Source organism: Limnohabitans sp. MORI2 (assembly GCF_027925025.1).
GTDB lineage: Bacteria > Pseudomonadota > Gammaproteobacteria > Burkholderiales > Burkholderiaceae_C > Limnohabitans.
In genome coordinates this window covers 1,504,515-1,517,736 of record NZ_AP027058.1, presented here as the reverse complement: position 1 = coordinate 1,517,736, position 13,222 = coordinate 1,504,515, and the positions used below count along the sequence as shown (strand labels likewise).

General features: G+C 55.6%; 9 protein-coding genes. 5 read left to right on the top strand and 4 right to left on the bottom strand.

From position 1 onward, the window contains the following. Positions 1-74: 74 nt before the first annotated feature. From aceE to lpdA, 3 genes are read left to right on the top strand one after another with little or no spacing between them, the layout of a single operon-like run. Entirely contained in the window at positions 75-2,774 is a 2,700-nt protein-coding gene (aceE, locus tag QMG27_RS07125) for a pyruvate dehydrogenase (acetyl-transferring), homodimeric type (protein ID WP_281810375.1), read from the top strand. A gap of 18 nt (positions 2,775-2,792) precedes the next feature. Further along, positions 2,793-4,448 (top strand): dihydrolipoyllysine-residue acetyltransferase, encoded by a 1,656-nt coding sequence (gene aceF / locus QMG27_RS07120; protein ID WP_281810374.1) that lies wholly within the window; start codon positions 2,793-2,795, stop codon positions 4,446-4,448. 9 nt (positions 4,449-4,457) lie between these two features. Continuing rightward, positions 4,458-6,287, top strand: coding sequence for a dihydrolipoyl dehydrogenase (gene lpdA / locus QMG27_RS07115; protein WP_281810373.1), 1,830 nt, complete (start codon positions 4,458-4,460; stop codon positions 6,285-6,287). A gap of 76 nt (positions 6,288-6,363) precedes the next feature. Here lpdA and QMG27_RS07110 read toward each other — a convergent pair whose 3' ends face one another. Then, a complete protein-coding gene (locus QMG27_RS07110; RefSeq protein WP_281810372.1) occupies positions 6,364-7,548 on the bottom strand; it encodes a Fic family protein in 1,185 nt (394 codons plus the stop codon). A gap of 158 nt (positions 7,549-7,706) precedes the next feature. Between QMG27_RS07110 and QMG27_RS07105 the strand changes: the two genes are divergently transcribed. Together QMG27_RS07105 and QMG27_RS07100 are read left to right on the top strand one after the other, a co-directional pair. Continuing rightward, positions 7,707-8,060 (top strand): nucleotide pyrophosphohydrolase, encoded by a 354-nt coding sequence (locus tag QMG27_RS07105; RefSeq protein ID WP_281810371.1) that lies wholly within the window; start codon positions 7,707-7,709, stop codon positions 8,058-8,060. 20 nt (positions 8,061-8,080) lie between these two features. Next, positions 8,081-10,525 carry a DNA/RNA helicase domain-containing protein gene (locus tag QMG27_RS07100; protein WP_281810370.1) on the top strand — a complete coding sequence of 815 codons (2,445 nt, stop codon included), beginning with the start codon at positions 8,081-8,083 and terminating at the stop codon, positions 10,523-10,525. An 81-nt stretch (positions 10,526-10,606) separates the two neighbouring features. On the opposite strand, the gene QMG27_RS07095 is transcribed toward QMG27_RS07100, so the two are convergent. From QMG27_RS07095 to QMG27_RS07085, 3 genes are read right to left on the bottom strand one after another with little or no spacing between them, the layout of a single operon-like run. Next, positions 10,607-11,500, bottom strand: coding sequence for a hypothetical protein (locus tag QMG27_RS07095; RefSeq protein WP_281810369.1), 894 nt, complete (start codon positions 11,498-11,500; stop codon positions 10,607-10,609). A gap of 20 nt (positions 11,501-11,520) precedes the next feature. Next, complete coding sequence (locus QMG27_RS07090) at positions 11,521-12,210, bottom strand: substrate-binding domain-containing protein (protein ID WP_281810368.1); 690 nt, start codon at positions 12,208-12,210, stop codon at positions 11,521-11,523. A 23-nt stretch (positions 12,211-12,233) separates the two neighbouring features. Further along, positions 12,234-13,202: a tripartite tricarboxylate transporter substrate binding protein gene (locus QMG27_RS07085; RefSeq protein ID WP_281810367.1), complete on the bottom strand. Its 969-nt coding sequence runs from the start codon at positions 13,200-13,202 to the stop codon at positions 12,234-12,236. Between the last annotated feature and the right edge of the window lie 20 nt (positions 13,203-13,222).

Genomic DNA, 13,222 nt, shown 5'->3' with positions numbered 1-13,222 from the left:
CTATTTGAAATTTTTAAAATTTGTGCGAAACTCCGTACATTCGAGTCAAAACAGTGCAACAAGAGGAGACAAGCATGTCAGCACAACCGAACGATCTGCGCACCGACGTGGACAGCCAAGAAACGCGTGAATGGATGGACGCGTTGTCCGCCGTCATCAATGCAGAAGGGCCTGAGCGCGCGCACTTCTTGTTAGAGCAACTGCTCGAACATGCACGCGAGAGCAGCATCGACATGCCGTTCTCTGCCACCACGGGTTACGTCAACACGATCGAACCCGATCAAGAAGCCCATTGCCCCGGCAACATCGAAATTGAAGAACGCCTGCGCGCTTACATGCGCTGGAACGCGATGGCGATGGTGGTCAAAGCCAACCGCCACAACCCCGAAGACGGGGGCGACCTCGGCGGTCACATCGGTTCATTCGCTTCATTGGCCCACATGTTTGGTGCGGGCTTTAACCACTTCTGGCATGCTGAAAACGAAAACCACGGTGGCGATTGTTTGTACATCCAAGGTCACGTGTCTCCCGGCGTTTACGCCCGTGCTTACCTTGAAGGCCGCTTGACCGAAGAGCAATTGCTCAACTTCCGTCAAGAAGTAGATGGCAAAGGTTTGTCCAGCTACCCACACCCCAAACTCATGCCTGAGTTCTGGCAGTTCCCCACAGTGTCGATGGGTCTTGGCCCATTGATGGCCATTTACCAAGCGCGCTTCTTGAAGTACTTGCACGCACGTGGCATCGCCAACACCGAAAACCGCAAGGTGTGGGTGTTCTGCGGCGACGGTGAGATGGATGAAGTTGAATCCTTGGGTGCGATCGGTTTGGCCGCTCGCGAAAAACTCGACAACTTGATCTTCGTGGTCAACTGCAACTTGCAACGTTTGGACGGCCCTGTGCGCGGCAACGGCAAGATCGTGCAAGAACTCGAAGGTGAATTCCGTGGCTCAGGCTGGAACGTCATCAAACTCTTGTGGGGCAGTGAGTGGGACAAGCTCTTGGCCCGCGACAAAGACGGTGCGTTGCGCAAGTTGATGATGGACACCTTGGATGGCGACTACCAAGCGTTCAAAGCCAACGACGGTGCTTATGTGCGCAAGCACTTCTTCGGCCGTGACCCACGCACGCTCGAGATGGTTGCCCACATGAGCGACGACGAAATTTGGGCTTTGAAGCGCGGCGGTCACGACCCACAGAAGGTGTACGCGGCTTACCACGAAGCGGTCAACACCAAAGGCCAACCCACCGTGTTGCTCATCAAGACCGTCAAAGGTTTTGGCATGGGCAAAGCAGGCGAGGGCAAGAACAACGTGCACCAAACCAAGAAGCTCACGGATGAAGACATCAAGTACATGCGTGACCGCTTCAACATTCCAATCCCAGACAGCGAGCTGTCGAAGATTCCTTTCTACAAGCCTGCAGATGACACGCCCGAAATGCGTTACCTGCACGAGCGCCGCAAGGCCTTGGGCGGCTACTTGCCACACCGTCGTACAAAAGCGGATGAAAGCTTCACCGTGCCATCGCTCGACATCTTCAAGTCGGTGATGGAGCCCACCGCCAAAGGCCGTGAAATCTCCACCACACAAGCGTATGTGCGCTTCCTCACGCAGCTCTTGCGTGACCAAGCTTTGGGCCCACGCGTGGTGCCTATCCTTGTGGACGAGGCCCGTACCTTCGGTATGGAAGGTTTGTTCCGTCAAATCGGTATTTACAACCCAGCGGGTCAGCAATACACACCGGTCGATAAAGACCAAGTGATGTACTACAAAGAAGACGTGGCTGGCCAAATCTTGCAAGAGGGCATCAACGAAGCCGGCGGTATGTCGAGCTGGATTGCAGCGGCTACTAGCTACTCCACCAGCAACCGCATCATGGTTCCGTTCTACGTGTACTACTCGATGTTTGGTTTCCAACGGATTGGCGACTTGGCATGGGCCGCTGGCGACATGCAAGCACGCGGCTTCTTGTTGGGCGGCACATCGGGCCGTACCACTCTGAACGGCGAAGGCTTGCAGCACGAAGACGGTCACAGCCACATCATGGCCAACACCATCCCGAACTGCGTGTCGTATGACCCCACCTTCGCACACGAAGTTGGCGTCATCTTGCACCACGGTTTGAAGCGCATGGTCGAGAAGCAAGACAACGTCTTCTACTACTTGACCTTGTTGAACGAAAACTACGCCATGCCCGGCCTCAAAGCCGGCACCGAAGAGCAAATCATCAAAGGCATGTACTTGCTGCAACAAGGCGAAGGCAAGAAGAACGCACCACGCGTGAACTTGTTGGGCTCGGGCACCATCTTGCGCGAATCCATGGCCGCACGCGATTTGCTCGCCGCCGATTGGGGCGTCGCTGCCAACGTGTGGAGCTGCCCAAGCTTCAACGAACTCACACGTGACGGCCAAGACGCTGAGCGCTACAACTTGTTGCACCCCACCGAGACACCGAAGGTGCCTTTCGTGGCGCAACAGTTGGACCCCTACGTTGGCCCCGTGGTCGCCTCGACCGACTACATGAAAGCCTACGCCGAACAGATTCGTCCGTTCATCCCCAAAGGCCGCACCTACAAAGTGTTGGGCACAGACGGCTTCGGTCGTTCCGACTTCCGCAGCAAGCTGCGCGAGCACTTTGAAGTCAACCGCCACTACATCGTGGTCGCAGCCCTCAAAGCCCTCAGCGAAGAAGGCACTGTGCCAGTAACACAAGTGGCTGAAGCCATCAAAAAGTACGGCATCAAAACCGACAAGATCAACCCGCTGTACGCATAACAAATCGGGAGACACAACATGGCATTGGTAGAAGTAAAAGTCCCGGACATCGGGGATTTCGACGAAGTCGCAGTCATCGAGCTGCTGGTCAAAGTAGGCGACACCGTGAAAGCGGAACAGTCCCTCATCACCGTCGAATCAGACAAAGCCTCGATGGAAATTCCATCGAGCACAGCCGGTGTGGTCAAAGAGCTCAAGGTGGCTTTGGGCGACAAGGTCAAAGAAGGCTCAGTGGTGTTGGTGGTGGAAGCCGCTGGTGCTGCCGCAGCTTCAGCAGCCGCACCTGCAGCAGCTGCTCCTGTAGCCGCTGCACCAGCCCCAATTGCAGCCGCTGCCCTCGTGGCCGCAGCGCCATCAGCATCGGGCCCCATTGAAATTCACGTGCCAGACATTGGCGACTTCAAAGACGTCGCGGTCATCGAAGTGTTTGTGAAGCCTGGCGACAGCATCAAGGTCGAGCAATCGCTCATCACCGTGGAGTCTGACAAAGCCTCGATGGAAATTCCATCGTCACACGCGGGTGTGTTGAAAGAGCTCAAGGTCAAAGTGGGCGACAAGGTCAACATTGGTGACTTGTTGGCCATTCTCGAAGGCACGGTGTCTGCCGCTGCTGCGCCTGTGGCCGCTGCCGCTTCTGCTGTGGTCGCCGCTGCACCTGCGGCTGTCGCTGCACCCACAGCCGTTGCTGCTGCGGTGGCTGCCGTGGCAGCGCCTGCGCACGCACCTGGTGGTACGACCTTGGGCCTGCCACATGCATCACCTTCAGTACGCAAGTTCGCACGCGAACTCGGTGTGCCGTTGGAAGAGCTCAAAGGCACAGGCCACAAAGGCCGCATCACACAAAGTGACGTGCAAGCGTTCACCAAATCTGTCATGTCTGGCGCGACACAAACCAAGGCGCAAGCTGCCAAAGGTGGCTCTGCTGGTGGCGATGGTGCAGCGTTGGGTCTCATCCCATGGCCGAAGGTTGACTTCGCCAAATTCGGCCCCATCGAGCGCAAAGAAATGGGCCGCATCAAAAAGATCAGCGGCGCTAATTTGTTGCGCAACGCCATCATGATTCCAGCCGTCACCAACCATGACGATGCTGACATCACTGAGTTGGAAGCCTTCCGTGTGTCGACCAACAAAGAGAACGAAAAGTCGGGCGTCAAAGTCACGATGCTGGCGTTCTTGATCAAGGCTTGCGTGGCCGCGCTCAAGAAATACCCAGAGTTCAACAGCTCGCTCGATGGCGATGCACTGGTCTACAAAAACTACTGGCACATCGGCTTTGCCGCTGACACGCCCAATGGTTTGATGGTGCCCGTCATCCGTGATTGCGACAAAAAAGGCGTGCTGCAAATCAGCCAAGAAATGTCAGAGCTGGCCAAGAAAGCACGTGACGGCAAACTCGGCCCCGCGGAAATGACCGGCGCAACCTTCACCATCTCTAGCCTCGGCGGCATTGGTGGCAAGTACTTCACGCCCATCATCAACGCGCCCGAAGTGGCCATCCTCGGTGTGTGTAAGAGCACCATGGAACCCGTGTGGGACGGCAAGGCCTTCCAGCCACGTTTGATGTTGCCTCTGAGCTTGACGTGGGACCACCGCGTCATCGACGGCGCAGCAGCGGCACGCTTCAATGCGTACCTCGGTCAAATCCTCAGCGACTTCCGTCGCGTTCTTCTCTAAGGATTTGATATGGCACTGATTGATATCAAAGTTCCAGACATCGGCGACTTCGACGAAGTGGCCGTGATTGAGTTGCTCGTCAAAGTGGGTGACACCGTCAAGGCTGAGCAATCGCTCATCACCGTGGAGTCCGACAAAGCGTCGATGGAAATTCCATCCTCACACGCGGGCGTGGTGAAAGAGCTCAAGGTCAAGCTGGGCGACAAAGTGAGCGAAGGCTCTGTGGTGTTGGTGTTAGACGGTGAGGGTGCATCTTCGGCTCCTGCACCTGCTGCAGCACCCGCGCCCGCACCTGCCCCCGCTGCTTCGCCTGCTGCCCCCGTGGCGGCTGCGCCTGCACCCACAGCTTCGTCGTTCGGTGGCAGCGCCGACATCGAATGCGATGTGATGGTGTTGGGCGGTGGCCCCGGTGGTTACTCCGCCGCCTTCCGTGCGGCCGACCTCGGCTTGAGCGTGGTGGTGGTCGAGCGTTACCCCACCTTGGGCGGTGTGTGTTTGAACGTGGGTTGCATCCCATCCAAAGCTTTGCTGCACGTGGCAGCGGTGATGGACGAGGTGGCGCACTTGGGCGACCTCGGTGTGGACTTTGGCAAGCCAGTGGTCAACATCGACAAGCTGCGCGGCCACAAAGAAAAGGTGATTGGCAAACTCACCGGCGGCTTGGGCGCGATGGCCAAGATGCGCAAGGTGAGCATCGTGCGTGGCTACGGCAACTTTGTGGGCGCAAACCACATTGAAGTGCAAGAAACCACAGGCACAGGCCAAGAGAAAACGGCCAGCAAAAAAGTGGTGGCGTTCAAACGCGCCATCATCGCCGCGGGTTCGCAAGCGGTGCATTTGCCTTTCATGCCCAAAGACCCACGCGTGGTCGACAGCACCGGTGCATTGGCCCTCAAAGAAGTGCCCAAGAAAATGCTCATCGTCGGCGGTGGCATCATCGGCCTAGAAATGGGCACCGTGTACAGCACACTGGGCGCACGCTTGGATGTGGTGGAAATGATGGACGGCCTCATGCAAGGTGCGGACCGCGACTTGGTCAAGATCTGGCAAAAGATGAACCAAGGCCGTTTTGACAACATCATGCTCAAGACCAAAACGGTGGGCGCGCAAGCCACACCCGAAGGCATCAAGGTGCAGTTTGAAGGGTTGGACGGCACGAAGAGCGAAGGCACTTACGACCTCGTGTTGCAAGCCGTGGGCCGCACGCCCAATGGCAACAAAATTGCTGCCGACAAAGCAGGCGTGGCCGTGACCGACCGCGGCTTCATCAACGTTGACATTCAAATGCGCACCAACGTGCCGCACATCTTCGCTATTGGCGACATCGTGGGCCAGCCCATGTTGGCGCACAAAGCGGTGCACGAAGCACACGTGGCGGCTGAGGTGATTGCAGGAGAGTTGAAGGGCGACAAAGACTTGGCCGCTGCGGCGTTCAACGCACGCGTCATCCCAAGCGTGGCCTACACCGACCCCGAAGTGGCCTGGGTGGGCTTGACCGAAGACCAAGCCAAAGCGCAAGGCATCAAGGTGAAAAAGGGCTTGTTCCCTTGGACCGCCTCGGGCCGCGCCATTGCCAATGGCCGCGACGAAGGCGTGACCAAACTGCTGTTTGACGATTCACCCGAGGCCCACGGCCACGGCAAGATCCTCGGCGGCGGCATGGTGGGCACGCACGCGGGCGACATGATTGGCGAAGTGGCCTTGGCCATCGAGATGGGCGCAGACGCCATCGACATTGGCAAGACCATCCACCCACACCCCACGCTGGGCGAAAGCATCGGCATGGCGGCAGAAGTGGCGCACGGTAGCTGCACGGACTTGCCGCCTAGCAAGAAGTAAACGCTTCGCGCTGCAAACAAAGAAGCCGCCAACCTGAAAGGGTTGGCGGCTTCTTTACGTTCTGCCAGCTCAGTGGTTATTGATTTTTTGCGTGAGCAATAGCCTCATTCAAACCTTGCTTGATGCTGCCAAATGCATCAACCGGCATTGATCGAATTTCATAACTCGTACTCCGCCCACTCGCCTCAGACCGCATCAACACACCGCGCTCTAGCAGCTCGGTGATGTCGCGCAGAGCAGTGTCTTGCGAGCATTTGGCAATCGCTGCCCACTTGCTGGTGGTGAGCTTGCCGTCAAAGCCATCTAGCAGTTTGTTGAGCAGTTTGATTTGTCGCTCGTTCATGGGTGTGTCGGCCCATTGCCGCCAGAAGTTGGCTTTGCTCAGCACGGCAGACAGCGTGCCTTGTGCGCCTTGCACGGCGCGCAGCAAGCAACCCAAAAACCACTCTAGCCAATCGGTCACGTCCAGCGTGCCTTTTTGGGTGCGTTCGAGTTGGTTGTAATAGTCTTTGCGCTCGCGCTGGATTTGCGCCGACAGGCTGTAGTAGCGCTGTGCTGTGCCTTCGGCGCGGGCCAATGCCAAGTCGCCCACGGCGCGGCCCATGCGGCCATTGCCGTCGTCCATCGGGTGCACCGTTACAAACCACAAGTGGGCCAGCCCGGCTTTGATCAGCGGGTCGTCTTGGCTGGCGGTGTTGAACCAATCTAGGAACAAAGCCATTTCAGCATCTAGCGTATTCGCAGGCGGGGCTTGGTAATGCACGCGTGGGCGGTACGGCGGGCCAGACACCACTTGCATGGGGCCTTGTGCGTCGTTGCGCCACGCACCCACGCGGATGGGCGTCATGCCGCTATAGCCAGTAGGGAAGAGGGCGGCGTGCCAGCCGCACAGGCGCTGCACTGTCAGTGCTTGGTCGTGCTGCTGAGTGGCGTCTAGCACCATGTCCACCACGCCATCCACATGGCGGTCGGTGGGGGCCAGTGCGCCAATGTCCACGCCTAAGCGGCGGGCGATGGACGAGCGCACCGACTCGGGGTTGAGCATTTCGCCCTCGATCTCGCTGGTCTTGATCACGTCTTCGGTTAGTACGCGCAGAGTGGCTTGGTTGCGTTGCTCTAGGCCAATGTCGTGCATGCGGCCCAGCAGCAGGCCTTGTGCGTGGTGCACTTGCGCCAGTAGTGGGGCCAAGCGCGTGTGCGCGTAAGTCCACTTGGGCCAAGTGTCTTGCTGCCAGATATAAAGTTTATCGCCGCTATTCATGCGGTGATTATGCGGTGAATGCGCCTCATGTGCAAGATATTCAATGCATATTTTGCGGTGAATATGTGGTTTTATCGCCGCAAACTACGTTAAATCCGTGTCTTCACTATTGATGAGAAAATCTTAATAAATTTCAAGCTGAATTTGTACTTTATCTTATGCATCCAGATACTTTATTGGCACTCTCGAAGCGATTGGCTGACTTTGCCCAAGAGCGAGATTGGGCGCAATTCCATTCTCCAAAAAATCTAGCGTCAGCCTTAGTCGTAGAGGCTGGAGAACTGTTGGAGCCATTTCAATGGTTGACGGAAGCACAAAGCCGTTCATTGAGTTCTGAGCAATTGGCTGCGGTTACAGATGAAATGGCAGATGTGCTGTTGTATCTAGTGCAACTCGCCAATGCGTTGCAGGTTGACCTACCTAAAGCTGCTCATGAAAAGGTCACTCGTAACGAGCAACGCTACCCAGTTGAGAAGGCCAAAGGGCGAAGCACTAAACACGACGCGTTGTAAACCTTAATCGAGCATAGTTTGTGATTATTTACCAATCAGACAAGCGCGAGTTTTTGCATCACGCCTTGCACGACGATATTGAGCAGGTATTGCTGCAGCAAATGCGCAATGTTTCAGGTCAAGGCGCCGCGCAGCCTCAGATGGCGGCATGGAAGTACTCATTAATGGAAATGGCTAAGGTGCTTCATGATGAGGAGATTCCAGATGACATCGGTGTCGCTATTGAGTACCAGTTGCCACAGAGTGCCAAGCGGATTGACTTTTTAATCACTGGATTAGATGCGCTTCGCCAGCCTAAAGTTGTGATCGTAGAGTTGAAGCAATGGTCAACAGCACGAGTGAGCGATAAGGATGGCTTAGTTTGGGCATACCGAGGGGGGCGTAGTGGTGAAACCGAAGGTTTGCACCCAAGTTACCAAGCTTGGTCTTATGCAGCTTATTTAGAGGACTTCAATACGGCTGTTCAAGAAGGTTCGATTGGTTTGCAGCCTTGTGCGTACTTGCACAACTACCCCCGTGATGGGCAAATTGATCATCCGAACTATTCTGCACATGTGAAGCGAGCGCCTTTGTTCTTAGCTCAAGAAAAGGCCAAGCTTCAAAGCTTTATCCGCGAACATGTGCGCTATGGCGATAAACGTCACACTCTTTACGCTATTGAAAATGGTCGTATCAAGCCTTCGAAAGTATTGGCTGATGCCGTTGGAGCTTTGCTGCAAGGTAAGCCTGAGTTTGTATTGTTGGATGATCAAAAGGTTGTTTACGAAACTTGTCTGAATATTGCAAAACGTGCTGAGCATCGCAAGCAGGTCGTGATAGTTCGGGGTGGCCCTGGTACTGGAAAGTCCGTGGTAGCTCTAAATTTAATGGGTAGCTTGCTGCAGAGCCAGATGCACGTTAGCTATGTCTCTAAGAATGCCGCCCCTCGTGCAGTCTATGCCGCACGGCTTGCTGGCACCATGAACAAGACACGGTTCAATAATCTCTTTAAGGGGTCTGGTAGCTTTATGACGGCGGAGGAGGATAGCCACGATGTATTGATCGTGGACGAGGCCCATCGCCTGAATGAAAAAAGTGGACTCTATCGCAACCAAGGTGAACATCAAGTCAAAGAGCTCATGCAGGCAGCTCGCTGCAGTATTTTCTTTGTCGATGATGATCAAGTAGTGACGGTGAATGACGTCGGCCATAGCGAGGTCTTACAACAATGGGCGCAACTCTTGGATGCAGAGGTTACTCAGCTCTCACTAGCGTCTCAGTTCCGGTGTAGAGGATCAGATGGCTACTTAGCTTGGCTAGATGACGTACTGGACATTCGATCTACAGCTAACCCCTTGCTTGATACTTCAGAGTACGACCTGCGCGTGCTCGATAGTCCAGCAGAGTTGCATCGCTTGATTGAGCAAAAGAATGCTGGGAACAATCGATCACGTGTTGTTGCGGGTTACTGCTGGACTTGGCCTAGCAAGAAGACTCCCGAAGCTTGGGATATTGTGATGCCCGAGTTCGATTACAAACGCCGTTGGAATTTGAGCAAGGATGGAAGTTTGTGGATCATGGCTCCCAGTTCAGTAGCTGAGGTGGGGTGTATTCACACCTGTCAAGGCCTAGAGCTGGACTATGTTGGGGTGATCATTGGGCAGGATTTACGCTTTGCAGATGGCAATGTCGTTACGGATGTAAGCCAACGAGCCCGATCAGATCAGTCGGTTAAAGGTTTGAAGTCCCTTGCAAAGTCTGCGCCTCAGGATGCTAAAGAATTAGCTGATCGGATTATTAAGAATACATACCGCACGCTTATGACTCGCGGAATGAAGGGCTGTTTTGTCTACTGTACCGATCCTGCGTTGGCCTCTCATTTGCGGAGTCGACTTATGGTTTCAGCCAAACATTCAAATTCGGCGTCTCCTAATCTTGTAGATCAACCACTACCAGGGACAACGGTACCCGCTGATTTGCCATATTTGCCATTGCAAACCGTGAGCGATCCTGAACGTATGGCAGGTGTTAATGCTATTCCGGTGCTGGATTTGAAGTTTGCAGCTGGTAACTTTAGTTCGGTCCAAAACTTGGACGATGGAGCTTTGGCATGGGTGTCCCCACCAGATTGGCTAAGTTTCCAACCTGGCCTTTTTGTTGCCCAAGTTCTTGGGGAATCCATGAACCGCCGAATTCCAAACGGTGCGTGGTGCCTATTTCGTGCTAATCCTGGCGGTACTCGAAACGGAAAGGTAGTCGTTGTTCAGCACCACAGTATTGATTGCCCTGACACAGGTGCGCGCTTTACAGTCAAGGTTTATCACAGCGAGAAGCAGTTCAATTCAGACGAGGAGTATGTGAACAACCGAATTACTTTGAGTCCAGACTCTAGTGATGCAGGCTATCAGCCAATTGTTATTACTTCTGAATTGGGCGATGAGGTTATGGTGGTTGCAGAGCTATTACTTGTGTTTTCTGATGTTTGAAACAATGGGCGTTGGTTCAAGGGCAGTTCAGATACCAGTGTCTTTAAGGACTCATTACTGCGCGATTTTTCTTTGACAAGATCAATGCGCTCCGAGGTAACACCCCTCAGCCCGCTCCCCATCCGCCTCATCACCTTCTTCGCTGCACAGCGCAGTAATCAAGGCAAGGTCTGCCACTTGGCCGGGTAGCAGCAGCTCTTCATTGGTCCAGCGCTTGACCAAGTGGCCATTGGCCACGCCGCCGGTGTGTGGGGCTTGGTAGGCGCGGCGGTGTTGCATGGTGATGCCGCTGTTGGCGTTGGCAATCAAGCGGCTTTCGCCCAAGGCCCAAGGTTCAAAGTAGGCGTTGGCGGCGGCATCGACTTGGCGGAAGTAGCTGCGTGCGCCTTCGGCGTTGAGCTTCTTGCGCACGGTACGGGTGATGAGGCCTTGCAGGTGGTCGAGCGCGGCGTAGTCCATTTGCTCCAAGGCTTCGGGGCTCATGTCTTGTGTGGCCAGCGCGGATGTGGCGGCCAGCTCGGCAGGCAGCACTTGCACCATGGCTTTGACCACATCGCGGTGCGGCGCAATGGCCGTGGCCACGCCGCGTGTTTGCGGCTGGATGGGGCAGCGAATTTCCACAAAGCGCGGCTTGACGGGGCCCGTGCAGCCGTCGTGGTGGTAGTACTCGCCTTGGCTCAGCCGCCCCTTGCTAGAGCGCCCGCGCACATCGCGGTAGGTGGGGTGCTGGGTGTGGACGTTTAGGCACGCCACCAGGCCCGTAGCATCTACCAGTTTGTAAAAAGCTTCGCGCCATTCGGGTTGCAGAAGTTTGTCGTGCAGGTAGTCGTTAGGAGTTTCTTGGCCTACTTCTCCTTCAATCACCAACACAAAAGGCTTGGGCCTGCGCACGCGCCACTGGCAGTTGGCAAATTCCAGCACTGAGCTGGAGGTGTCAGATTGTGTGGCGGCGCTTGGGTTTGTAGGGGCAGACATGCCCCAATTTTAGAGTTGGTTTAAAACTCAAACCCACCTTGTTGGCGCACCGCTGCAGAAGCAGCGCCCGTTAGCAAATCGGCCAACAGCTCAGCATGCGCTGGGTTTTTCGCGTGGGTGCAAATGCCCAAGGTGTAGTCGGTACTCAGCTCAAACTCAGCGGGCAATACATCGACCAAGTCCACGCCTTGGGTGTAGTTGATTTCGGTGACTTGGGTGCAGCCAATCAAACCGCTCTCGGTGCTCTTGACCATTTCGCCCATGGCGGTTGCGCCGTTGGGGAAGACGCGAAATTTGCTGCGCATGGTTTCATCCAAGCCCAATGCTTTAAGCACGTTCATGAAGTGAATACCGGCGGTGGCTTTGTCGGGGTCTGGAAAGTAAATGCCTTGTGCGGCGCTCATGGCAGCGTGCAGTTGTTCGCGTGTTTTGACCTGAGGGTGTTTTGTGCCTGTGCGCACCGCCACACCTGTTTTCACCTTGCCTAACGAGCGCGCGCTACCCGCCACCACATGCCCCGAGGCAACGAGTTGCTCAATGAGTGGTTTGGTGAGGATGACCACATCGCAAGGCGTACCGCCCACGAGTTGGTCGCGCATTTGGCCCACCGCGCTGAAGGTGCCGTGCACGGTGTCGCCTGTGCTTTTTTCATATTCGGCTTGTACCGCTTTGACCACGGCTGCGGCTGCGCCGCCACTCAATACATGCATGGTGTTCTTTCTGTGTGTGGTGGTCAGTCGGCTTTTGCGCCCGACACTTTGACGATATTTGCCCACTTGGCAATGTCGGCATTGAGGTATTGGTCAAACTCAGCCACGGTCATCGACATGGGCACAGCGCCTTGTTTGGCCCAAGCAGCTTTGACGTCTGGGTTGTTGACGATCTTGCGCATCTCAGCGTTGAGCTTGTTCACGATGTCAGCGGGCGTGCCTTTGGGGGCCATGATGCCTAACCAAATGGTGGCTTCGTATTTGGGCACGGTTTCAGCCACGGTGGGGACATCAGGCAAGTTGGTAGAGCGTGCAGCGCCTGTGGCGCCCAGCATGCGCACTTGGCCGTTACGCGCAAATTCAGCCATGGTGGTTTCGGCGTCAAACATCACATCGACTTGGCCGCCCACGATGTCGGTGCGAGCACCCGAGCTGCCCTTGTAGGGGATGTGCGTCATGTTGATGCCGGCCATGTGTTTGAACAGCTCGCCCGCCATGTGGTACGGCGTGCCGTTGCCAGACGAGGCGTAGTTGAGCTTGCCCGGTTTGGACTTGGCCAAGGCCACGAGTTCGGCCACGTTTTTCACTGGCACAGAGGGGTGAACCACCAGCAGCAAGTTGGAGTAGTTCACGGGCGCAATGCCCACAAAGTCTTTCATCAAACCAAAGGGCTTGTTGGGGATGAGCGACTCGTTGACGGTGTGAGCGTTCGACATCATCAACAAGGTGTAGCCGTCAGCGGGTGACTTGGCTGCGAAGTCTGTGCCGATGATGGAGCCAGCGCCAGGCTTGTTGTCAATCACAAAGGGTTGCTTGAGCTCATCGCTCAAGCGTTGCGCCATGAAGCGGGCGTAGTTGTCAGCAGGACCGCCTGCAGCAAATGGCACGACGATTTTCACGGGACGGTTGGGGTAGCTTTGCGCGTGAGCAAGGCCACAGCCAAGCGCCAAAGCAACGGCGATGAGTTTGAGCGAACGTGGCAGTTGAATCATGTGATGTCTCCGTGATGTGG

Excerpts from the sequence above, each read along its gene's own strand:
- lpdA (WP_281810373.1), top strand. The coding sequence starts at position 4,458 with ATGGCACTGATTGATATCAAAGTTCCAGACATCGGCGACTTCGACGAA.
- QMG27_RS07095 (WP_281810369.1), bottom strand. The coding sequence starts at position 11,500 with ATGTCTGCCCCTACAAACCCAAGCGCCGCCACACAATCTGACACCTCC.
- aceE (WP_281810375.1), top strand. The coding sequence starts at position 75 with ATGTCAGCACAACCGAACGATCTGCGCACCGACGTGGACAGCCAAGAA.
- aceF (WP_281810374.1), top strand. The coding sequence starts at position 2,793 with ATGGCATTGGTAGAAGTAAAAGTCCCGGACATCGGGGATTTCGACGAA.
- QMG27_RS07105 (WP_281810371.1), top strand. The coding sequence starts at position 7,707 with ATGCATCCAGATACTTTATTGGCACTCTCGAAGCGATTGGCTGACTTT.
- QMG27_RS07110 (WP_281810372.1), bottom strand. The coding sequence starts at position 7,548 with ATGAATAGCGGCGATAAACTTTATATCTGGCAGCAAGACACTTGGCCC.
- QMG27_RS07090 (WP_281810368.1), bottom strand. The coding sequence starts at position 12,210 with ATGCATGTATTGAGTGGCGGCGCAGCCGCAGCCGTGGTCAAAGCGGTA.
- QMG27_RS07085 (WP_281810367.1), bottom strand. The coding sequence starts at position 13,202 with ATGATTCAACTGCCACGTTCGCTCAAACTCATCGCCGTTGCTTTGGCG.